Below are 21,856 nucleotides of genomic sequence, written 5' to 3' on the forward strand. Positions count from 1 at the left end.
TTGTTTTTAGTTGGATTCAAAAGGCACATTACATTCTACGGTCTGGAAAATAGATTCATTAAAGACATAGTTTTGTCCTGAGAAATTATCTCTTACCACACATCTAAACCGTATGCGCTTGCCACACAGGGATGAAGGATCTGAATACTGAAAAAGAAAAGAGTTGGTAGTGGTTGCCAGAGCAAAATAATTAATATCGCCTTCTACATCATAGCTCCAGGTAAATGTAAGATCTCCCGATCCGCCTGAAAAGCCCTGGATAAATCCGGATATGGACCGGTTAGGAGCAACTCCGCTTTGAAGGCTGGAGATCACGGTACCGGTTATCGGTGGTACGTTAGGCCTGATCACGGTAACCTGAAGAGATGCATCGGAACAGTTCCCTACGGCATCACATATACGATAATCGATAGTTGCTGTACCTGAGAAAAACTGCCCCGGAGTATAATCGATACGGTCGTCTCTCGGGTCATTGGGTGTGCCGGCATCATTAACGGCAGCTGTACCGGTACTGGCAGCCATAAGCGCGGTAAGTGTTATGGGAGAAGCAGCAGGGCCCTCACTTCCAAAACTGTCATTAGCGGTCACGTCATAAGACAATGTTTCATCATAGTTTATAGTAGCGGCATCGTCAACCGCTCTTGGGAGGGTGGTAATAGCTTCTCCGGGATCACAACACTGGCAGCTTTCCGGAGAAAAGTCTATATAATTGTACGCGTAACGCTGTACGGTTTTAAATCCGCCGTTAAGTCCCGGAGCATCGGCTACTTCTGCATACGTACGGCACAACCTGCCGGCATCGTCATAGTGGTATCGGGTAGCCATATTATTGGCATCGAGTATAAAATTGAGTGCCTCGGTTTTTGCATCATATACATACCCGGTAACTGAGGCATATACGGGATGAAACCGGAAATCGTCAAAATACCGCAGGGCATGGGTGTCATCCGTCACATAAATATCGGCCGTAGTATTATTGGTAAGAGGTACATAAAAGTTATGCATTTCCCAGTCTCCCGCACTTACGGTTTCGGCGGGTTGATAGGGGGTAGTATTCACGTATAATTTTACATTCCCGGTACCCTGGGCCAGTTTTTTTACCCATACCGATGCTTTGTACATTTGCGGGCGAAATACGGAAGCTCCCGGGCCGGTTACGGTGGTACCCACAGTACCGGAAAGAGCAAAAGCCTTCTGGCCCGCAGCGTTGATCTGTAAAGCATAGGCACCGGTATGCGTTTCTGCGCCGGTGAGAAGGGCCTGAGTGGTCAGGCCTCCATCAAGCGTATTTCCGCTTAACCCGGTTTCTGCCCCGCTGTAGTATAGTTCAGAATACCTGGCGTTGCCGCTCGCTAAAACACGGGTATTGTTGGCTTCCATTTTGGTAGCGGTATAGTTGCCGTTAATGTCTATGGCTTCCAGAGGGGAGGACCAGCGACTGTATCGGTCTATTTCGGAAACTTTTTCCCATTCGGGATGGGTCTGTACCCCTCCGGGAGCCCAGTTAAAACTGCTTAAGTTCAGGACGGTGCCTAAAGTACCTTCAGAATCTACGGCGCCTTTCCATACATGGTTTTCATGTACCCGCCATATCCCGTCATTAACAGGAGTATTGCTGCCATCATATTTCCAGGTGTCTTTCCAGGTGGTTACCTGGGCACTGGTGTTTCGCCATATACTGCCTACAAGTACCGAACTTACGGTCATAGCCTCCTGGGTAAGCATGTTTTTATTGTTGCGATCCAGTGCTTTGGGGCCCATAGCGGCATATTCGGGTACCTGAAAAGCAGGGAAGCGTTCTTCTTTTACTACCGTACCATCTGCCAGGGTACTACGGCTTTCAGTAAAAGCACCCAGATAGGGATCTATTTTTTCATAAGTGGTTTCCATAACACCGGCCTGCGTATAGGTTTTTACCGATTTAAGCATATTGTTATATTCAATTCTTTCCGATACGCTTAAAAGGCGTTTGGTTTCGTCATTATATATGATAGTGCCGTTATCATTGGTCCTGAAAACGGTTTTCATAGCGTTGAAAGACTCTGAGATATGGCCCTTTCCTTCGTCATTAAGAAAGGTTCCGTTAATATAGCTGTTACCTGAACTGGATAGCACCTGGCCTTCTGCATTGCGCTCTTCCATGTAACGTAGCTGGCCGATAGATGCGGTATTTACATGCAGGCTTATTTTTTTGGCCTGTACTTTTCGGGTATTGTTCCCGTCTTTTTCATTTTGTACACGGGCCCAGAAGATATTATCATCCTGCAGCGGATTGTTTTCATCCAGTGGAGGCATTTCCAGGTTAGGTTCAAAAATATCAAATACGGGCTTTAATACATTGTGCCGGTACCGGGTGGACCCTACGGAGTTTCCGGATGCATCTTTTTGGGCAACCGTTACATATTCATACATTACCCCGGGAGCAGGTAATTCTGACTGGTACGGCACAAATTTGAGTCCGTTAACCGGCGCGTACGAGGTGATGCCGGAACTTATGCCTGCCCTGGCGTTCCCGGGAGGAAACGCATAGTCATAATCGGTGATATAAGTATCAGTATCGGTTGCGGTGGTAAGGCGGCTTACCCTAAGCCCGCCTCCGGTCTGGTCATCGGGTACCTTATTGGCCAAAAGACGGTAAACCAGCCTCCAGGTTCTGGTATTATTTTCTCTGCATTTAATTGTTTTTTCACGACTAGTTTTGTCTACGTAGTCGGTACGAGGACTATTTGTAAAAGAAATAGGATCACTTTCGGTAGCAAAAAACAATGTATTGATAAAGTTTTCTGTATTTTGCGCTAGGCGTAGGGTGATATAATTGCTCCCCAGATCAACTATTTCCGCTTGGGCATTAGCCGGGTAAATGGCTCCTCTTTCATCATTATTTCCTAAAAAATTTCGAAAACAACGACTTACAAAAAAATCAAAATAACAAGTGTCGCCAACAGCTCCAAAATAATCGGTAAACTTAAAGTCGGTTACGGTGGAATTACGGTCTTCTTTTACTTTTATGACCGCCCTGCCATTGGTGTAACTCTGTAAGGAAAATTCAAGGTCGCTTTCCCAAAAGCGCCGCGCAAAGGCTTCAGTCCAATAACGGTCTTTTTCATAATCTATATGTATGCTGGCTCCCGTGGGCATTTTAATTTCTTTAAGGCTCCAGGCCATTGCCTTATCTCTGCCCTGATGGGTACCTGCCATAAAACCCCAGTCATCTACCTGGTCCCTTCGCAAGGCATTGTATTGTTTTCTGAACTGGGTATCTGTAAGTCCGGAGCCAAGATCGGCCAGTGAAATATTGTTCAGGTCCTTCATATAATAGTCATACCTGATCGGGGGCATATAGCGGGTTTGGTTTTCTCCCAGAAAACGTACATAATCTAACGTAAGCTTGCCCCGTGAAGGGTTAAGATGTGCCAGGGCTTGCGGAGAAGAGGGAGAATTTCGGGCCAGGTCGTAGCTATGGCCCAGTTCCACCGCTTTAATAATATGGCTTTGTATAAATGCATCGTTTATATCGGTAATATCATACACCCGGTCTTCCTGATGTATTTGATACATATAATTGAGAACATAAGCTTGATCAAAATCATCAGAAAGCCATCCGGGGCTGTGTGAAGTATTGGCTGTATAACCTGTGAGCCCGCTTCCCAAAGAGGTTACCTGCGGATTTCTGCTAGCTGGGCCGCCTATGTTTTTTTTGGATATCTGTGCCGCAATCTCATTGCGCAGCAGCAGAATTCGATCCAGTTTTAAAGAATATTCACGCGCATATTGTACACCGGGTTCTTTCACGTATATAGCGGTAGTCCCGTTAAACCCTGAATTGGCTCCGGTAGGGGTTAGCATATTGCCTCCTCCGTTGTTGGCGTTATCAAATGCATATTTCAGATCCTGCCCCACGGCATCATACCGAATATCTTTTACAAAAATGGCCGAATGTGTCCGGGTTTTAATTTTATCAAGGTAATACAGTTGCTTTCTTCCAAAAGTGTAATAGCCTTTATCGTTTTTTTCAATCTCATTTTCAATATTGGTATTGTAATTCTGTACCCCGGGTTCATAAGGGTTTCGCCATGTAAAACCTTCACTCCACAACCCGTATTCCAGTTCTACCCAATACCCGAAATCGGCTTCGTTTACTTTAAAGTCACCGTTATCTACATAATCGGGTCCGGTAATAGCATTTAACAACCAGTGGGTGGCATACCTGCTGTATTGCCTTTTTTCATTAACATGTCTGGCATTGCGGGTAAAGGTATTTTCATTTTCTTCAAGTAGGGTTCTTTGTACCTGCTCGTAATGATATACAGGTATGGTAAAATGGTAGGTTTTACCATCGGGAGCGGTTATTTTATACCCTCCTATACCGTCGGGGTCAAAACGAGCAGTGTCACCCCTGTCAGTATCATTTATATTGGAAGGAGTAATAAGTCCCATACTGCGGGCGGTCCCGTCCTGTATCTGTGAATTGGTAAATACTTCAATAAATGAAGGGGTACGTGCCCTGCCATTAGGGTTGGTGGTGGCATTGTTATGCCCCCCACCGGAAAGAAAATCATTAATAAGATTGGCTGAATTATTGTTTAATATAGTGCTGGGAGCCACCTTTTCCTGGCGGCTAAACTGCCCGTCAAAATAAAAGTGCAGTTTGTTAACAGCATTTCCAATCGATTTTAACGCAATATTGTTGTATGCCTGGCTGGAGCCGTGATGATAAAAGGTATGCAGTTTTCGGGTATCTGTAGGGCTCTGGGAGTTATCCCCTTTTCCAAATAGGGTGATATTTTGCAGTATCCTGGGTTTTATACTGCCTGAAAGTCCCTGTGCCGCAACCGAAAAATCATCATATGCCATAAAGGTAAAATTCACTTTCTCGTTATTGGTCTCATAATCGTCAATAAATACTTCTTCCGGTTGAGGTAAGGTCTGTTCATATGTATCCATAGCATATAAGCGATCCTGATAATCGGAGAACTCTGTATTTCGGGTACCAACGGGATTAAACAAGTTCTTGGTAGCGTCAAAATACTTTGATGAATACAGGGCACCCCATTCACGGTGACTGTACCCTTTGCGAAGTTTATAGGTTACTTTAGAACGTCCAAAACCTAAAGATATAGGAAGGCCGATTATATATTTAAGTGGGATGGAGATACCAAATGACTGCTGGCTTACACTAAAATCACCTGCGGTGAAGCTGCTCATACTGAGTCCGGTTCCGCCCCCGGCATTTACATTGGATGAGTTCCGGGAATTTACCCCGCCACCAATAGAAAACCCGTTAGAAGAATAACCGGCCCCTACAAAAGCACTGTTTGTATATCCTTGCGAGTCTTCTCCCAGGTCATACGAAGGGGCTCCGGAGACACTCCATTGGGACTGGGTGGAGTACGAAAGGCCCCCGCCCAAAGCCAGCGGGCCGTCTTTTCCTGAAATACTCATGGCACTTCCCACACCTATGGTTGCATTACCGGTGGTTGACAGTGATGCTGATCCAGATACGGCATTGAAGAAGTTATATTGCGCGTTTATAGAACCGGATAATCCTTTGTTGCCCCCCCAGTTAAGCCCTACGCCCACGGAGAGACTGTTTTCAAAGCCTACATCTACGCTAACGCTGTAAAAAGTTTCAGAATCTGAAAAGGATATAAAATTAATACTTCGTCCTCCGTTCCAGTCATCGGGAGTTCCGTTGGCGGTACGGTTAATGGCACCGGGGTTTAAATACCACCCCAGGCCTACCCAGGAGGCATCCATATCAGATGTTATACCTGCATGATAGGAAAGCGAGATGGGAAAATTACCTTCGGGCCCTGGTACTTCCATAATGGGAAGCACGTACGACAGGTCTCCGGTAGAGAGCTGTACCATATCGGTAGCATCTATAGGTTCAAAACCGGCTGCTTCAGGTGAATTGGGCCCGTTATTGGAGGCCCAAAGCATATTGTAGGGGGTAAGGCTCTGTAAAAAGCTGAGTGTTAAAAACACGGCAATGACCCGGTGTGAGAATTTGGTTTTTGTCATAGTCTGGTTTTATTGGGTTTTAAATTGTAATTCAGGTTGTTTTCTAATGGGTTCCATAGGAACTTTAAAGGTGACCTCTCCGGTTTTTAATCCGAGATCTTCTATAGTTATAAACATGTATTCTTTTTCTATAATACGGGGTTCTTTGGGATATACCATAAGCAGGGTGGTACTCTTGCTCATACCGTACATTCTGGGATAGATATAATCCAGCATCGCAATGGTATCTCTGGCCGGGGTATAAAAGTGAATGCTCTGTGCCATGCCAAAACTTAACTGGTTTACCATCGCACCAAAGCGGGCCCGGTTGCCGGCAAAACCTGTTAGGATCTCTTCGTTATTTTTGGATACAGACAGATTAAAATACAGGTAGTTACCGTAATGGCTGCGCAGGCTGTCCAGTTGGGAAAGAGAGAGGCCGGTACCTGCATCTTGTGCCACTAACAGATCGGTCGGTCGGTACGTAAGGGTAAAGGTAACCCCGTTTATATTTTTATGATGCCGGTATCCGTTCTCTTCCTGGGCAAGGTATTCGTTAAGGGCCTGTTCGGTTTCAAAAACCGGGGGCTGTGAACAACTCAAACCCCCCCAAAGGAGAAGCAGAGACGAGGCATATCGAAAAAAGAAAGGTTTAAGACAACACATATACTTTATACGCCTTTATATTGTTTATTAAGCCCGTCCAGTACCTCTTCGGTAAGGTCTGTAGCATCGTCTGCATACATGATACTGCCGTTGCCCCCGGCACCGAATATGATTTTATACCCCTTTTCTTTGCCGTACTCCTTTACATAATCATTAATATCGTTAATGACTGTTTGGGTCATTTTCTGGTCTTCCTCACGAAGTTGGCGCTGCATAGCCTGTTGGTAATTGTTAATTTGTTGTTGTTTATTGGCCAGCAGTTCCTGTTTTAGCGCTCTTTCTTTCTCTGTATAAGAAGCCTGTTCTTTTTCATAGGCCTGGAGTTCCTTTTGCCAACCCGTCATAAGGCTGTCTGTATTGGCTTTCATTAGGGCTGCTTTGGCATTAAAAGCATCCCGCTCTACTTTGGTACGTTTGTACCCTTCCAGTAGTTTGTTTACGTCAACATACACCAGTTCGGTAGCAGATTGGAACCAGAAAAAGGAGAAAATGCTGGCGGCAAATGCCAGTAGTGCCAAAGGAAAAGATAGTTTTTGCATAGTTGTTATGAGGGTTTGTATTTAGTTTATATGGGTTTTTGTGTTTATTAGTTTCTGTAATTGGGTTTCTAAAAGGCTTAGGCGTTTTTCCAGCTTTTTATTGGCCTCTTTTTGTACCTGTAGTTTTTCTTCCTGTTGCAGAGTATAAAGCGTCAACTCTTCTATTTTTTCTAACAGCCGTTTATTCATTTCCCCCAGCGCAATACCATTCTCTTCTACTTCTTTAGCAGACGGGATATTAATAAGGTGCCCCTTTTCCTGTATATGTTGTTTTACTTGTTGCAGGGAGGGGAGGTGATAACCATCCTCAAAAACATAATCGGCCCAATTGGCTTCTACCTTAATCTCTTTGGCTCTTATTTTTCCATTTACAGATAGTTTAAAAGCGCTTACAGTATTGGTGCCAATCCCTACATTACCGTCCACTGTATTTATGACGACTGCGTTCCATCTAAGCCCACCGGATAAATTTGGGTTCACGATTCCTATGCCGAACAGGTTTTCGCCGAAATTTTCTGAGAAGCCAACGTTTGCCCCAACAATACCGCCATCCTGCCTGAATTTAAGTATTGGATTATTTAATTCATTGTCATTATTGGTATCAGCTTCCAATTTGAATACGGCATCACCCTCGGTACCTGAAGAGACATGTAATTTCCCTGAAGGTGCTGTAGTACCAATGCCTACATTACCGGAAGCAGGAAAGGTATTGGTCTGCGCCTGAAAGCCTGTGTTTATAGCGCAAAGCATTAAAAAAAGAATATGTTTTTTCATACAATACTGTGATTTATAATTACATTCTTCCCTGAAAGAAGCAAGCTATACAGAGATGGAGGGAATCTAAAGAAGGATGTGTACGAAAAACGTTTTTCAGGTTTCCTTACAGGGCGCATGACTACACCCGTATAGCAGGATTTGTTTAACCTTACTGTGACACCATAACAAAAAAACCGGGGCATTTTAAAAAATCATTTGTTTAATTTACTGAAGGCTAAACTCTTATAAAAGAAATAAGCGATCCTGTGTTAGTGTAGTGGTTGTTCTATGTGCTTAAAAGTACATATTATTTCAGAATTTTCAACTTTTTTAACAGTCATGAATAGGCTAAAAAGCGCCTTTTTACAGGTGCTTTGGTGCTTTTTTGTAAGATAAATATTTGGTTTTTAAATAATTATTGGACCTTATAAAGCAGGTTTAAAAAATGAAAAAAATTAAACTATCTTTAATCTCATGATTTATAGCGCCTGTTTTTAAGCACAGAAACCTTGTTTTTCCTGTATCCTTGCTGAAAAAGAGCGTTAAAATGTAGCTTTTTTAATAAAATTGCCTTCCGTTTTGCAAAAAAAGTTGATATTTTTGAGGGCTACCATTTACAGTTATCATGAAGAAAAATTCAGGTAAATACAGAGTTCCTGCTTTTAATTTGCAGGAAATGCTCATCGTTCTCGCTATCATAGGCATTCTTTTACTTATTGCGTTACCCAACCTGATGCCTCTTATTACCAGAACGAAAGCCGTAGAGGCGCAAACACAGCTAAAATACCTGTACAATGCGCAAACTACTTATAGGTATATGTACTCGAAATACACAATGGATTTTCAGGAACTGGATTTTGAACCGCCCAGAACGGTTAATGAGAATGGTACGGCCAATTATGTATATGAACTTGTAGAAGCAGGAAATGCCACTTTTAAGGCACGGGCTACTGCGATAACCGATTTTGACGGGGATGGTATTTTTAATGTCTGGGAGATCGATGAGAACGGTACGCCCCGACAAATTGTGAAAGATTGATGCTCATACTCAAAATGTTTTTGGTGTTCGTTTTTTTTTCGATATTTTATCAGGACGTAAAAACCAGGTATGTACATGTGCTCTTGTTTCCTGCCATTGCATTACTGGCGGGCTTCGTGCACTACTCTAAAACCATATATCCTGTATTCCTGTACAACATAGGCTTTAACTTCTTAGTCACTTTAACTATTTTAGGCATCCTTTTTTTGTATAGCAAACTGGTGCTTAAATCACCTTTTTTAAACCATACCTTCGGGTTGGGTGACCTTTTGCTTTTTGCAGCCCTGAGCGTTGCTTTCCCGGTATATACTTTTATAATTCTTTTTGTTTTTTCAATTTTGTTCAGTATGGTTATACACCCCCTTTTTAAAAGTGGCAGTACCCAGCCTACATTACCTTTGGCGGGCTATATGTCTTTATTTTTTGCACTGGTGTTCCTGATCAATATATTTTTTGGGTATCCTAAACTTTATGATATATAGAGTATGGCAGAAAACCGGTTTCAAATACCCGTAACCTTACAGCAGCTTATTTCACCAGAACAGGCTTTTCATTACCGTATTATACCGGTAGAGGCCCAAAACGGGCATATCACTTTTAAGACCGATAGTAAAACCCCGCGTGAACTTAAAGCAGAACTCTCTGTGGTATTTGGGAAAACCGTACAGTTGCTTGCAGAAGAAACTCAGGTACTTGATATCTATCTGTCTTCCAACTTTAGAAAATCGCGATCATCTCGCTCTGAAAACCTTACTTTTACGCCAGATTTCCTTGAAAAAGTGCTGCAAACCGCCAAAGAAATAGGAAGCAGTGACATTCACTTTGAACCCTATGAAGAAAAATGCCGTATCCGGTTCAGGCTCGATGGGAAGCTGGTTGAGCAATATAACATTCCCATAGAAGAATATCCGGTGATCATTAATAAGATCAAAATAAAAAGCGGGCTCGATATATCAGAAAAACGTTTGCCACAGGACGGGCGTATTACCGTAAACAGAGGGTTTGATGAGTTTGATATACGGGTTTCATCCCTGCCCACACTGCACGGTGAAAAAATAGTACTTCGTATTCTCAGCAAAGATACCAGCAACATACAGTTAAAAGACCTGGGTTTTACCGACTATGAACTGCGTATTTATAAAGAGTCTATTCGTAAACCCAACGGCATTATACTCATTTCGGGTCCAACAGGATCTGGTAAGACCACCACGCTTTACGCCACCTTAAAACTGTTAAACGATACAAAAACCAACATACTCACTATAGAAGACCCCATAGAATATACCCTTGAAGGCGTAAATCAGGTACAGCTCAAAGAAAACATTGGTCTGGATTTTGCTTCGGCCCTGCGTACTTTTTTGCGTCAGGACCCCGATATCATTATGGTAGGAGAGATACGAGACGTAAAAACCGCCAATATGGCCATAAGGGCCGCACTTACGGGCCACCTGGTACTATCTACCATTCATACCAACTCAGCATGGGCCACTATTTCACGACTTATAGATATGGGAGTACCCCCGTTCCTTATAGCCAGTACACTTAACGTAAGTCTTGCCCAGCGCCTGGTACGAAAGCTTTGTAACCAATGCAAACAGGAAAAAACCATTTCGCCGGAGTTGTTCCCGCAAAACTATCAAATACCCAAAGACCTCCACAGGCATTATGAGGCCGTAGGTTGTAATGACTGCTTTCAAACGGGATATGCAGGACGAAAAGCAGTATATGAGATCATACCTATTGGAGGAGAACTAGTTCAATGTATTAAAATGAATGAACATGATATAAGTGCCTACCTTGCGGAAAACCATATAAAAACATTAAAAGACAATGCCATAGAACTTGTGCGGGAAGGAGAAACTTCAGTAGAGGAGGTCTATGCCCTGTTAACCGACTGAATATGATTAGAAAAATTACGCTACTTTTGGCATGTACTGCCTGCTTTATCCTCAATGCTCAGGAAGCTAACCGTATTGAAAGCATACGTAATCAGTTAGAGGCCCTTTCTGTTGAGAGCAAAGGCCTTACCGAAAACCTTAAGGTAAATATTGATGTAAGAGATGTAACCCTTTCCAATTTTCTTATAGCCGTATCTCAGGTACACAAAGTAAACCTCAATGTGGCACCCGAGTTGAATCAAATAAAACTGGTAAACAATTTTTCAGAAGTAACCGTTGCCGACCTGCTGGTATTTTTGTGTAAAGAATATGAACTCGATATTAATTTTACCGGAAACATACTTTCCATTTACAAATATCAGCCCCCTGCAGAAGTACCTGAAAAAAGAGAAATACCCGTAGTGTATGATGCTCTTAATAACCGTATCTCTTTTGATATAAAAGCAGACAGGCTGTATGATGCTTTTCGTGCTATTATGGATGCTACCGGGCAAAATATGGTGTTTTCCCCCCAAATTGAGAATGAGCGCATTACCTCTTACATAAAAAGTGCCTCGTTTGAAGAGGCCATGCAAATGATGGCGCTTACCAATAATCTCACCTATCAGAAAAGTAAAGACGGCTTTCATTTATTTGACCGGGAGTTTACTGCTGCAGGTATCGAAGGGCAGCCGGCAGGCACAGGGCGTATTCCTATTACCCGGCGTATCCCCGATTTTCATTACCGAATTCTGGATACCGTAAACAAAATACTAGAAGTGAATTTTGTAGATATTCCCATAAAAGATATTATCTATACCATAGGGAACGATCTGAGCCTTAATATTTTTACTGCCCGCTCCCTTGATGGTGCAGGGAATGCCACCTTCAAAACCCGGTACATAAGCTTCGATGCCCTGCTCGATAAGATATTTGAGAGCGGGCAACAGGTAGCAGAAACACCGCAAAACGGGAATATACCCCAGGGTGCACAATCCGGATTTCAGAATACCGCCCCGTCCCGCCAAAACTTTACTTACAAAAAAGAAGGGAACACCTATTTTTTTGGAACGGCAGATCAGTTAAGTGTACGAAAAATAGAGATCATACGCCTTATGCACCGCTCTGTAGAGCTTTTGGGAGATCCTCAGGGCAATGCCGGATCCACACGCAGTGCCGGCAGAACAGCCCAGGCAGGTGCTCCCTTCTTTGCCGGAGCCGGTCAAAACACCTCCTTTCAGGGAGGGCAGGGCTTTAATAACCCCATGCAACCCAGAAATACCAACCTTGTTCAACAAAATCAGAACCAGGGAGGCAGTGGTGCCATAGGGTCTTTAACCGATATCTTACCCGAAGAGATACTGGGAAGCCTGGATATTAAAACCGATATAGAACTCAACAGCTTTTTTGTGAGTGGCCCCGCAGCCGAGGTAAACCGTTTTAAAGCCTTCCTGAAACAGATAGATGAACCTATTCCTTACATACTCATTGAAGTAATGTTACTGGAAATAAACCGAAGTGCCACCGTTGAGACCGGTATTAGCTGGGGGATTGGCGAAGAGCCTACACAAACCCAGGGGGGGATCTTTCCCGAAGCAGACATTACCCTGGGGGCCAAAACCATTAACCGGGTTATTGGAGGGTTTGACGGCTTTGTAAACATTGGAAAAGTAGTTCCCGAATTTTATGCCAACATTAAAGCCATGGAGGCCAACGGTAATATTAAAATACGATCTACCCCCAAATTATCTACCCTTAACGGTCACCGTGCTACCCTTTCCATAGGAGAGACCACGTATTATGTACTTACACAACAAAACTTTTTTGGAGCACAAATACCACAAACCTCAGAATTCCGAAATTATGTGCCCATTGATGCCGAACTTGCCATAAGCATACGGCCGTTAGTGTCAGGCGACGGACAAATCACGCTGGATGTGAATGTAATTCAGTCAGATTTTAACGGAGAGCGTATTGACAGTGAAGCGCCCCCCGGACTTAACTCCAGAGAATTCAGTTCCATAATCCGGGTACGTGACCAGGATATGGTAGTATTGGGCGGACTGGAAGAAAAAGTGCGTAATGATTCCGGAAGAGGCGTACCTTTCCTTTCACGTATACCCGTTATTAAATGGTTTTTTAGCAGGCGTGTTCGTGAAGACTCCCGAAAAAAACTCACCGTTCTTATAAAACCTACCGTATTTTATTAATGAACAGACTTACAGACATCCTATCCATAAAACAGTATTTCACCGGGCTTGAATACTTTGCCTATGGCGATGATGCCATATGGTATGCTACACAGGTCTGTAAAAAGAAAAAAGAAATTGAACGGGAGTCTGCAACCTCATACACCAGTATCAAAGAAGTAAGTGCCGGTGTAAAAAGCGATCCCGTATGGCTGGTAGTACATTCTCCTCAGGTAATTACAAAATTTATACGGGAACAGGGCACACCCGAGCAACTGGTACAACGCATTTTTCCCGATCTTAACCCCGATGAATTTTATCTGGAAGTGCGAAAGTTTAAAGAAGTCACTGCATTGTCAATCTGTCGTAAAACCTATGTAGATCAGTTACTAAATGAATTAAAAGGCTCAAAAATAAACAGTATAGGGTTTTCTCTGGGGCCTCAACCCCTTTCATGGCTGTTAGAAGTAACCACCTACTCTTCATTTGCCTATAATGGACATGAATTGCATATTTTGGAAAAAGAGACCCGAATAGAACCAGCTTCCGATCCCAACAAAGAATACGATATTAACGGAATACATACTTCAGGGACCTATCTGTTGAGCCTCGGAGCTGCACTGGCTCCCTTTTTCAATACAGATACAGAAGCTACCAATTTTGGAGAGGTGCTGCAAACATTTAAAAGCGAGCATAAAAACCGTACTTTCTTTAAAAATTTTGCGCGCTTTGCCGTAGCTATTTTGCTGGTAACCTTACTCATCAATTTTTTTGTGTTTAATCACTACTATCAGAAAACAGAGGCACTACAGCAAACCCTTCAGGTAAATGATGCCAACCGTACCAAACTTTTAAAGTTGAATGAAGAAGTTACCCAAAAGCAAAAACTGGTAGAAGACATGATCGCTTCTTCCTCTTCCCGAAGCTCTTTTTATCTGGATCAGATCATTTCTTTAATGCCCTCTACCTTGCTTTTAAATGAAGTAGATTATCAACCCATAAAAAAACGTGTAAAAGAGAATGAAGAGATCCTGGTATTTGAAAACCAGATGCGTATGTATGGAACATCGGTGAGCAGTGAAGATTTTTCCACCTGGATAGAACAACTGGAACGATTGGATTTTACAAATACAGTAGAGGTCATAAACTATGGGCAAACCGGTAAAACAGAAGCCGGTTTTGCACTTTCCATAAGCTTAAGAGATGAATAGTAAAACCAGAAATATAGCTTTGGTCAGTGGCTTTGTTTTAGCCTGTGTAATCTGTTATGTTTTTGCATTTTCAAAAACCTTTGACGCCAGAACATCTTTTAAGGATCTTGAGAAACAGGAAGCCCTTTTTGAAGATATTCCCAAGCAATTCTCACTGCTCAATCAGAAAATGCAGTATTATGACTCCCTTCTTAACCGTTACCAGCTTACCGAAACCTCCATACAAAACAACCTGCTTAAAACCATTAACCGAAAAGCGACCGAACTGGATATTAAAGTAGTACAGTTTAATGAACCCCATGTTTATAGTATGGGAGAGCGCTCAAAAAACACCTATGGTTTTACATTAGAAGGGGATTTTGCAAACCTTATTTCCGTACTTCACCACCTCGAGCAAAACACCAAATATGGAGAGGTGCTTACTATGCGTTTTGTAAAAGAAAAAAACCACCGCAAGGGTACCTATTATTTACAACTAAGTGTACTTCTTCAAAACCGAAACTAATTTCCTTTCTTCTATTTTCAATAAAAAAATAACTGTTGTTATATTAAAAAAGTAAGATCTTACTTTCTTTAAAAATCTGTTTTTGACAACATTTAACAGATAATTAATTTATTGGCAGCACAAAACACCTTTCAGACCACTCCAACAGTTAGAATAGGCCTTATCACCCTGAACAGATTAGAGTTTTCGCTTGCAAATAGTCTCAACCCTTCTATGTACTTCCATGCGGATTTATTTAGATTTTTCGGGTTACTCACCAGTGAGGGAGAGATACAGGCTTACTACCCCAAAGGCCCCAGGTTAGGGCGTGCATTTTCTAATGTTAATGCCTATGGAGTAATGGGTTTCCCACATGGTAAAATGGGTGATGGGAATATTTATTTAATAGCCAGAGATTTAAGCAGGAATGGAGGCTCCTGGATATCTGTAGGGCAGAGAGACCCAGATACCGATAAAAGCGATATAAAACTGGAAGCACAGCAGGCAGAAATAAACGAATTGAGGTCAAGAATTGATAAGGTAACTAAATAAGTAGTAAGTTAGTTTTATACTTAAAAGCAAAAAGCAACCTGAAAAGGTTGCTTTTGTGTGCATTAAAGCTCTTAAAAGCAGTGAACACCCGAACAGTAAAAACTGTTACAGGTAAAATTCCATACAGTATTATATCCTCCCTGTATTTTTACCTGTTGCTGCGTAGATAGTTCGCTTACTTTTCTCTTGTTCAGCATTAAATTAAGATTCGATTTCTTTTTCATAATAATTTTTTTGGTGAAAATACAGAAAATACAACTTTGGTATAAAAATGCAGTAGTTATAATAATGTTAAAACTTACATTATAAGTAGGTTAAATGAGTGGGCAAGCTATATATTGTCATTATAAACATTACGTGTATTTTTATGAAAATAGTCCATAGCTTCTGGTCAATACCTACCCATAGGTTTAACAATGAAACAGATGAAAAAAAATATGGTGGGTGGCGCAGCCAGAAATTTATGTATATGAGTTGGGCGCTAAGCTGTTTAAGAGCACTTACCTGGTATGATAGGGTAGAACTGGTTACAGATCATGAGGGAGCCCGTTTATTGATCGATACCCTGCAACTGCCTTATACACGGGTACATACAGGGCTGGATAAGCTCAACCACTATTCTTCTCATTTATGGGCAGTAGGAAAACTATATACATACAGTCTCCAGGAAGAGCCTTTTATTCATATAGACAATGATGTTTTTATAGGGAGTAGGTTCCCTGAGCGTATCGAGAAAGCATCTTTGGTAGGGCAGCATATGGAACTGGATGTAGGCCAATACGCATTGGGCTATAGTGAGATGCTTGAAAAAAACTTTTACATGCCTCAGTTTTTACAGGAAGATATACGCCGTAATAACGATTTCAAAGCTACTAACGCAGGTATTATAGGCGGGAACAATCTTGATTTTATTAAAGAATTTACCAGAACAGCATTCAAATTCATTGATACAAACCTCAATAAGTTTACTACAGCGGTTATGGGATCATCATACGCCATAATATACGAACAATACCTGTTTGGTGCCCTGGCACGTGCCCGTGAAGAGGCTATTGAGTATTATTACAGTCCTGATGAGGTACAATTAACTGATTTTAGCGATTTTTTTAATTTATTTACTGCTAAAAAATATGTTCATTTTATTGGAGAGGCTAAAGATCATTGGGAGTGTTGCAGAAATCTTGAACATCAACTTGCTCTTGAGTATCCTGATCATTATGAAAAAATAATGTCGGTTGTTTAAATTCAAAATATACGTATGCAAATTCCTAAAAACCCTGTTCACTTTAAGAGAACACAAGCCCTTATGTATAGGTTAGAATCCCTGAAACCAGAATATAAAAACACGGTTTTCAATAGTAAAGAAGGCCTTCATAAATGCATCTCTTTAAGTGAAGATGTTTTGGCGAGTACCTGCGAACATATAATGGAGCCCTTACACTCCAGATTGTTTCAGGAGATCTTAAGTATTGAAAAAGAAAAGCTAGTTCTCAGGAACCCTAAAAGCCGGCTCAATAAAATTTTTGAACAGGAGATCATCCAATGTGCTAAAAGGGATATTCTTTTAAAAGACGGGATAAATTATATTAAACAAGAGCAACTCTACCTTAACCCTGCTATAGAGATCTATGAATCTGATTGGCGATGGATAGTTCGTGAATCGGAAGCAAAACGATTCGATATTTCAGAATTGATAGAAACACCTCCAGGCAATTATTACTTCTTGTTTGAAAAATGCGGTACCTTTGACGAATGTACAGATACGAATGTTTTTGAAACACCTTTAACACAGCTTCAATATCTCTTTCTTCGCTTGTTTGAAGAAGAAAATCAGGTGGCGGAAGTACTTAAAAAGTTTTATTCTGTTTTTGAAGTAGATACTCCCTCTGAACAGGCCGAACTGGATATTCAAACAGAAAAAATATTGAATATGTGTATATACAGAAGATTTCTTATCACCAATGAGACACGATATGTTTCATAAAATCAATGAGATATCGTGTAGAGAACGTTTAAAAGGCCATTCATATCTTTTTAACAGGCTTTGTACATAAAAACACATGGCTATTCCCTATAGTTTCCTTATTTTTAATCGCTGCTTTTTCAGGTAAATTGCCCTAAAAGTGAATCGCTTTTTCAGTATTAAAACATCTTTTATGATAAGAATAGTTTTTATTATATGTAATTGCCTTTTTTTTATAGGTTGTGCCTCCGTCAAAGTGCAGGAACAAACACAGTGGAGCTCGGTTGCCATTCCAGAAATGGCTTCTGTGGGCCATATGAAAGGCACTCCTTTTTCCCATTATTTTGAAGTTTCAGGAATACTTTCCTTACCACAAAAAGTACGGGTTACGGTAGAGTTTATACCGTTTACCCGAAAAAGTTATAAGGTCTATAGCCGGTATCTGGAAGAGAAAGGCATTTTAAATACTATAGTTTTTCATGATTCGCTAGCCGTAAAACCTGTATTTGCTAAGATCACTGTAGCCGATATGGTCAGCTTAAAAGATGCTATGAACACTCCGGAGAATCTGTCTCTAAGAGAATATGTGTTACACGATGAGTCTTATAAGATCATTACCTCCGTTTCTGCGGCTCTGTCGCAGCAACAGCAGCAGCAGTTGCAAAAAGCAGAAAGCATGTACCTTGTACAGGATGGTCCGCAAAAAGTAGCTTTAGAGCTGGTTTATAATGAAAAACCCTATGCAGTACTGGGATTATCGGAAATAGAAGCTTTTGCATGGAGCCATGCTTCTTTTTGCTGGGGTTATGACCAAAGACAGGAACCGGTAGTAAAAAGTTTAAGTACAAACGGCAATTGTCCGGCCCAAACAGTAAAAAAAGGGTGGAAATTAACCGAAACCCATCAGGAAATTCGTTTTTAGCGAGCCTTATTCCAGATGCAGGAGATTGCGTTTCGCCTTAGGTAACAACCATTTATAAGATGTCAAAACCATATATCTGAATGAAAAACAGCTGTTTACTACGATTTTTGCTTATACTATTCATATTTATAGTTTCACCGTCGTGCGATGATATTATTGAAGTGCCGGATATTTCGGATAAAACCGTGATACTTTTGGCACCCAGAGAAGGTGCTGTGATACGCAGTAATACTACGACATTTAGCTGGGAACCGGTAGAAGATGCAGATAATTATCTTCTACAGGTGGCTACACCCGATTTTGAAACAGCTTCACAAATACTGGTGGACAGTACATTATCCCGAACAGTTTTTACTGCAGAACTGTTGCCCGGTAATTATGAATGGCGGTTAAAGGCCCGTAACAGTGGTTTTGATACTTCGTATTCGGCATTTAAATTTATGGTTTCTGAGACAGATGGCCTGTCAGGAAATACACTTATTCTGAGAGCACCTGCAAATAATACAGATCTTAATACCGAAGAGGTTACCTTGAGCTGGGAACCTTTGCGGGATGCTACCGAATATCGTGTACAGGTAGTAGGTTCTGGTAATGAAATACTGTTTGACCAGGTAACGACCGATACGGAAATTGAACTCTCTTTTTCAGAAGGGCGCTTTACCTGGAGAGCACGGGCACAGAATGCTACCGAAAGTACTTTGTACAGTTCCCGTACCATTACTATAGACCTTACAGCACCCAATATTCCAGTGTTAAATACTCCGGTAGATGAAGCTACTACCACTGCCACTACTATTGATTTTGCGTGGACCAGAGATGATATTGCCGGCAGTACCGAAAGAGACAGCATTTATATTTATACTGATGAAACCCTGCAAACACTTTTCTTAAAGGCGAGAAGTAACAATAAAACATTTAGTACAGACCTTACAGTTGATACTTATTATTGGAATGTAAAAGCTTTTGATGCTGCCGGAAATGAAAGTGACGTTTCAAATACATTTAAATTTACTAAAAATTAACCAAACCGGAAGTTTGAATTAAAAAGGATTGAAAGGTAAAAAGAATACATATTTATTATTGACATTGGTACTGGTAGTATGGGGTATCATCGGCTATCGTATTATTGGCGCTATTTCTCCTTCCGAAGCTCCTGAGGCATTGCCTGTTACTGATGTTAGTTTTCGTCCTGAACCGGTAAAGCAACAGGCCCGGTTTGAACTTCATGAATACCCGCGTGACCCTTTTTTAGGAACCTATGCTGTAAAACCGGTTACCAAACCCACTACGTCTGTAACAAAAAAACCTGAAATACCCTGGCCTGCTATTCGCTACTCTGGTCTTGTTGGAGGCGCGAAAAGCGGTGAAAACATTTACTTCATATATATAGACTCCAGGCAATATCTGTTAAAGCCGGGTAGTGAGGCAGAGGGCATAAAGCTGGTGAAGGGCAGCCCCGCTTCAGTAGTACTTCGTTTTAAAGGGCAGAACCAGACTTTTTTACGAAAAGAATGAGAAAAAGGCCTTCCATACAGGTAAAGGCCGGTGCTTTGCAGTTTGTAGTGTTTATTGCAGTGGTAATTGCTTTATTGCTCATGGCTCTTATATCATACACTCATGTACACGGGTTTTTTAAAAAACAAACAAACTTTGGTATTGAAGCGGTAAGAAATGCTGATATTTATTTGCAGAAATATCTCTTAGAGGCCGAAAATACAGGAGATACCGTAGCTTTTTCTCTTTTTGAAGAACCGTATAAAAGCGGAGGTATAAAACGTTCGTATTGGGGGGTTCTTGAAAAAGTAACAGTAACCTCTGCAATAAAAAAAAGCCGATTTACCAAAATGGCACTTGTGGGAGGGTTACCTGCACAAAAGCCGGCGTTATATCTGGAAGAAAAAAACCGGCCCCTTATTCTGGTGGGAAATACCCGTATTGAAGGAGATGTGTTTTTGCCGGCTCAGGGGGTCCGGCCGGGTAATATTTCCGGAAATGCATATTACCTCCCTACATTGATATACGGGCGTCAAAATCAAAGTAGTGCTCAACTGCCGGCTTTGGAGCGTGATTGGGCTGTACTTGCCAGGCAGCTTTTAGAAGGCAGGATACTTTCTGAGCAGGAACAACTTATGGCCCCTTTGGAGGGAATGGTTTTACAAAACTCTTTTTCAGAACCTCCCATTATAGTGTATGCGCCAGAGCCTGTTACACTTTCAAATGCACAACTCACCGGGCAGGTGATGGTAGTTTCACGTAGCCGTATTACTGTAGAACCCACTTCACGCCTTACCGATGTGGTATTGGTAGCACCGGAGATCTATGTAAAAAAAGGGACCGTTGGTACTTTTCAGGGTATAGCGTCTAAAGGCATATTTATAGAGAAAGGTTGCCGGCTTATATATCCTTCGGCACTGGTACTCTTAGAAGAGACAGAGCCAAATACGGGGCGTCCTGCCTCTCAAAAAGAAAAACGGCAAATACTACTCTCAGAAGGGTCTTTCGTCAGCGGGGTGGTTGCGTATCTGGATGATACAACACCCTCGGAAACCCCTAATTTCAATGCTCAAATTGTATTGGAAGAAGAAGCTGTATTACAGGGGCAGGTGTATTGCGAAGGTAATTTTGAGTTGTTAGGCACTGTAGAAGGAAATGTATATACTTCCGGTTTTGTAGTCGCAAAATTTGGGTCTGTTTATCAAAATCATATTTTTAACGGAAAGATACTTTCAGGGAACCTGCCCCCTCAATATTCAGGATTTTCATTTAAAGGAGAACCTAAAAAGGTAATGAAATGGCTTTATTAAAACGTATAAAGGCTTCTACACTTATGGAAACTATGGTGGCTACCGTACTTATTGTGGTAATATTTATGATAGCCAGTCTGGTAATGAATAACATCTTTGGGAATACCCTTAAATTTGCAACAGGAAAGTCTGATTTCTATCTTAATAAACTGGAATATCAAATTAAAAAAGGGCGTTTACAGATCCCTTTTTCTGATAGTTATGATACCTGGGAGATTAAAGCAGAACAGTTTACTGACCATAACCAGTCATACATTAAACTGGAAGCCAGAAACCCTGTTAATAATAAAGAAGCTCAACGCATAATACCCGTACACAAAGCAGATAAAGATATAAGGAACCCATGAAAAAGGACGGTTTTAAATTAGGGCGCTTACGCCGGCAAAAAGTGGCTGGTTTTACCATTCATGAAATGGTAGTGGTGGTATTGCTTACATCTTTGGTGGTAGGGCTTGCATTTTCTGTTTTGGGGCTCGTTAGAAAACAAATGGGTGCCATACGCCAAAATTTTCAGAACCAGGAAGCCGTTCACAAGTTTGAACAAAGGCTCTGGTTAGATATGCACCGCTGTAACTATGTGTATTATGATAATGGGAATAACGAACTAAAAATGACCAGTGCCGTATTGACCATAACCTATACATTTGGTGATCAATATGTTTTGAGAAATGCAGATACATTGGAAATGGCTATTACCAAAAAGCAATTATATTTTGACGGGTACCCTGTGGAAAATGGTCTGGTAGATGCCATAGAGTTAACCACTGCCAGAAACTTTCTAGGGAGAGACCTGTTTATTTTTAAAGATAACGATGCAGATATTTATATGAATGGCTTTCAAAATAGATAAC

Annotated in this window: 20 protein-coding genes; 15 read left to right on the forward strand and 5 right to left on the reverse strand. The window is 41.5% G+C overall.

All coding sequences use genetic code 11. The annotated features are described in order from the left end of the window. Positions 1 to 6: 6 nt before the first annotated feature. The 4 genes from WAO84_RS05540 to WAO84_RS05555 are packed head-to-tail and all read right to left on the reverse strand — an operon-like array spanning position 7 to position 7,982. The gene (locus WAO84_RS05540; protein ID WP_340064260.1) at positions 7 to 6,024 is read right to left on the reverse strand and encodes an Ig-like domain-containing protein; all 6,018 of its coding nucleotides are present in this window, start codon (positions 6,022 to 6,024) and stop codon (positions 7 to 9) included. A 9-nt stretch (positions 6,025 to 6,033) separates the two neighbouring features. After that, entirely contained in the window at positions 6,034 to 6,669 is a 636-nt protein-coding gene (locus WAO84_RS05545; RefSeq protein WP_340064262.1) for a hypothetical protein, read from the reverse strand. Between the two features lie 5 nt (positions 6,670 to 6,674). Continuing rightward, entirely contained in the window at positions 6,675 to 7,208 is a 534-nt protein-coding gene (locus WAO84_RS05550; RefSeq protein ID WP_340064263.1) for an OmpH/Skp family outer membrane protein, read from the reverse strand. A gap of 21 nt (positions 7,209 to 7,229) precedes the next feature. Beyond that, positions 7,230 to 7,982, reverse strand: a complete 753-nt coding sequence (locus WAO84_RS05555) for a hypothetical protein (protein ID WP_340064265.1) — start codon at positions 7,980 to 7,982, stop codon at positions 7,230 to 7,232. A gap of 607 nt (positions 7,983 to 8,589) precedes the next feature. On the opposite strand from WAO84_RS05555, the gene WAO84_RS05560 reads away from it, so the two are divergent. The 7 genes from WAO84_RS05560 (at position 8,590) to WAO84_RS05590 (ending at position 15,316) form a co-directional block, all read left to right on the forward strand. Next, complete coding sequence (locus WAO84_RS05560; protein WP_340064267.1) at positions 8,590 to 9,003, forward strand: prepilin-type N-terminal cleavage/methylation domain-containing protein; 414 nt, start codon at positions 8,590 to 8,592, stop codon at positions 9,001 to 9,003. A gap of 23 nt (positions 9,004 to 9,026) precedes the next feature. Beyond that, positions 9,027 to 9,485: a prepilin peptidase gene (locus WAO84_RS05565; RefSeq protein ID WP_340064269.1), complete on the forward strand. Its 459-nt coding sequence runs from the start codon at positions 9,027 to 9,029 to the stop codon at positions 9,483 to 9,485. 3 nt (positions 9,486 to 9,488) lie between these two features. Further along, positions 9,489 to 10,901, forward strand: coding sequence for a GspE/PulE family protein (locus tag WAO84_RS05570; RefSeq protein ID WP_340064271.1), 1,413 nt, complete (start codon positions 9,489 to 9,491; stop codon positions 10,899 to 10,901). Between the two features lie 2 nt (positions 10,902 to 10,903). Next, complete coding sequence (locus tag WAO84_RS05575; protein ID WP_340064273.1) at positions 10,904 to 13,090, forward strand: type II secretion system protein GspD; 2,187 nt, start codon at positions 10,904 to 10,906, stop codon at positions 13,088 to 13,090. Then, positions 13,090 to 14,280 carry a hypothetical protein gene (locus WAO84_RS05580; RefSeq protein WP_340064275.1) on the forward strand — a complete coding sequence of 397 codons (1,191 nt, stop codon included), beginning with the start codon at positions 13,090 to 13,092 and terminating at the stop codon, positions 14,278 to 14,280. Before WAO84_RS05575 ends, WAO84_RS05580 begins: the two co-directional genes overlap by 1 nt. Then, positions 14,273 to 14,785: a hypothetical protein gene (locus WAO84_RS05585; protein WP_340064277.1), complete on the forward strand. Its 513-nt coding sequence runs from the start codon at positions 14,273 to 14,275 to the stop codon at positions 14,783 to 14,785. The genes WAO84_RS05580 and WAO84_RS05585 overlap by 8 nt, the downstream gene beginning before the upstream one ends. Positions 14,786 to 14,896: 111 nt before the next feature. Further along, positions 14,897 to 15,316 (forward strand): hypothetical protein, encoded by a 420-nt coding sequence (locus WAO84_RS05590; RefSeq protein ID WP_340064279.1) that lies wholly within the window; start codon positions 14,897 to 14,899, stop codon positions 15,314 to 15,316. A gap of 71 nt (positions 15,317 to 15,387) precedes the next feature. Here WAO84_RS05590 and WAO84_RS17200 read toward each other — a convergent pair whose 3' ends face one another. Continuing rightward, positions 15,388 to 15,540 carry a class I lanthipeptide gene (locus WAO84_RS17200; protein WP_422614477.1) on the reverse strand — a complete coding sequence of 51 codons (153 nt, stop codon included), beginning with the start codon at positions 15,538 to 15,540 and terminating at the stop codon, positions 15,388 to 15,390. A 143-nt stretch (positions 15,541 to 15,683) separates the two neighbouring features. On the opposite strand from WAO84_RS17200, the gene WAO84_RS05595 reads away from it, so the two are divergent. The 8 genes from WAO84_RS05595 to WAO84_RS05630 all read left to right on the forward strand — a co-directional run bounded on the left by WAO84_RS05595 (position 15,684) and on the right by WAO84_RS05630 (position 21,855). Beyond that, positions 15,684 to 16,559: a DUF6734 family protein gene (locus WAO84_RS05595; protein ID WP_340064281.1), complete on the forward strand. Its 876-nt coding sequence runs from the start codon at positions 15,684 to 15,686 to the stop codon at positions 16,557 to 16,559. A gap of 63 nt (positions 16,560 to 16,622) precedes the next feature. Continuing rightward, the gene (locus WAO84_RS05600) at positions 16,623 to 17,300 is read left to right on the forward strand and encodes a hypothetical protein (RefSeq protein WP_340064283.1); all 678 of its coding nucleotides are present in this window, start codon (positions 16,623 to 16,625) and stop codon (positions 17,298 to 17,300) included. A gap of 172 nt (positions 17,301 to 17,472) precedes the next feature. Continuing rightward, complete coding sequence (locus WAO84_RS05605) at positions 17,473 to 18,201, forward strand: hypothetical protein (RefSeq protein ID WP_340064284.1); 729 nt, start codon at positions 17,473 to 17,475, stop codon at positions 18,199 to 18,201. Positions 18,202 to 18,281: 80 nt separating this feature from the next. After that, positions 18,282 to 19,223 (forward strand): hypothetical protein, encoded by a 942-nt coding sequence (locus WAO84_RS05610; RefSeq protein WP_340064286.1) that lies wholly within the window; start codon positions 18,282 to 18,284, stop codon positions 19,221 to 19,223. 28 nt (positions 19,224 to 19,251) lie between these two features. After that, the gene (locus WAO84_RS05615) at positions 19,252 to 19,716 is read left to right on the forward strand and encodes a hypothetical protein (RefSeq protein ID WP_340064288.1); all 465 of its coding nucleotides are present in this window, start codon (positions 19,252 to 19,254) and stop codon (positions 19,714 to 19,716) included. Next, a complete protein-coding gene (locus tag WAO84_RS05620; protein ID WP_340064289.1) occupies positions 19,713 to 21,005 on the forward strand; it encodes a hypothetical protein in 1,293 nt (430 codons plus the stop codon). The genes WAO84_RS05615 and WAO84_RS05620 overlap by 4 nt, the downstream gene beginning before the upstream one ends. Continuing rightward, positions 20,993 to 21,352 (forward strand): hypothetical protein, encoded by a 360-nt coding sequence (locus WAO84_RS05625; protein WP_340064291.1) that lies wholly within the window; start codon positions 20,993 to 20,995, stop codon positions 21,350 to 21,352. Before WAO84_RS05620 ends, WAO84_RS05625 begins: the two co-directional genes overlap by 13 nt. Next, complete coding sequence (locus tag WAO84_RS05630) at positions 21,349 to 21,855, forward strand: hypothetical protein (protein ID WP_340064293.1); 507 nt, start codon at positions 21,349 to 21,351, stop codon at positions 21,853 to 21,855. The genes WAO84_RS05625 and WAO84_RS05630 overlap by 4 nt, the downstream gene beginning before the upstream one ends. The last annotated feature ends 1 nt before the right edge of the window (position 21,856 follow it).

Source organism: Ascidiimonas aurantiaca (genome assembly GCF_037646345.1).
In the GTDB taxonomy this organism is placed as follows: Bacteria; Bacteroidota; Bacteroidia; order Flavobacteriales; family Flavobacteriaceae; genus Ascidiimonas; species Ascidiimonas aurantiaca.

Excerpts from the sequence above, each read along its gene's own strand:
- WAO84_RS05575 (WP_340064273.1), top strand. The coding sequence starts at position 10,904 with ATGATTAGAAAAATTACGCTACTTTTGGCATGTACTGCCTGCTTTATC.
- WAO84_RS05600 (WP_340064283.1), top strand. The coding sequence starts at position 16,623 with ATGTATAGGTTAGAATCCCTGAAACCAGAATATAAAAACACGGTTTTC.
- WAO84_RS05610 (WP_340064286.1), top strand. The coding sequence starts at position 18,282 with ATGAAAAACAGCTGTTTACTACGATTTTTGCTTATACTATTCATATTT.
- WAO84_RS05540 (WP_340064260.1), bottom strand. The coding sequence starts at position 6,024 with ATGACAAAAACCAAATTCTCACACCGGGTCATTGCCGTGTTTTTAACA.
- WAO84_RS05605 (WP_340064284.1), top strand. The coding sequence starts at position 17,473 with ATGATAAGAATAGTTTTTATTATATGTAATTGCCTTTTTTTTATAGGT.
- WAO84_RS05630 (WP_340064293.1), top strand. The coding sequence starts at position 21,349 with ATGAAAAAGGACGGTTTTAAATTAGGGCGCTTACGCCGGCAAAAAGTG.
- WAO84_RS05555 (WP_340064265.1), bottom strand. The coding sequence starts at position 7,982 with ATGAAAAAACATATTCTTTTTTTAATGCTTTGCGCTATAAACACAGGC.
- WAO84_RS05620 (WP_340064289.1), top strand. The coding sequence starts at position 19,713 with ATGAGAAAAAGGCCTTCCATACAGGTAAAGGCCGGTGCTTTGCAGTTT.
- WAO84_RS17200 (WP_422614477.1), bottom strand. The coding sequence starts at position 15,540 with ATGAAAAAGAAATCGAATCTTAATTTAATGCTGAACAAGAGAAAAGTA.
- WAO84_RS05545 (WP_340064262.1), bottom strand. The coding sequence starts at position 6,669 with ATGTGTTGTCTTAAACCTTTCTTTTTTCGATATGCCTCGTCTCTGCTT.
- WAO84_RS05560 (WP_340064267.1), top strand. The coding sequence starts at position 8,590 with ATGAAGAAAAATTCAGGTAAATACAGAGTTCCTGCTTTTAATTTGCAG.
- WAO84_RS05585 (WP_340064277.1), top strand. The coding sequence starts at position 14,273 with ATGAATAGTAAAACCAGAAATATAGCTTTGGTCAGTGGCTTTGTTTTA.
- WAO84_RS05625 (WP_340064291.1), top strand. The coding sequence starts at position 20,993 with ATGGCTTTATTAAAACGTATAAAGGCTTCTACACTTATGGAAACTATG.
- WAO84_RS05595 (WP_340064281.1), top strand. The coding sequence starts at position 15,684 with ATGAAAATAGTCCATAGCTTCTGGTCAATACCTACCCATAGGTTTAAC.
- WAO84_RS05580 (WP_340064275.1), top strand. The coding sequence starts at position 13,090 with ATGAACAGACTTACAGACATCCTATCCATAAAACAGTATTTCACCGGG.
- WAO84_RS05550 (WP_340064263.1), bottom strand. The coding sequence starts at position 7,208 with ATGCAAAAACTATCTTTTCCTTTGGCACTACTGGCATTTGCCGCCAGC.
- WAO84_RS05570 (WP_340064271.1), top strand. The coding sequence starts at position 9,489 with ATGGCAGAAAACCGGTTTCAAATACCCGTAACCTTACAGCAGCTTATT.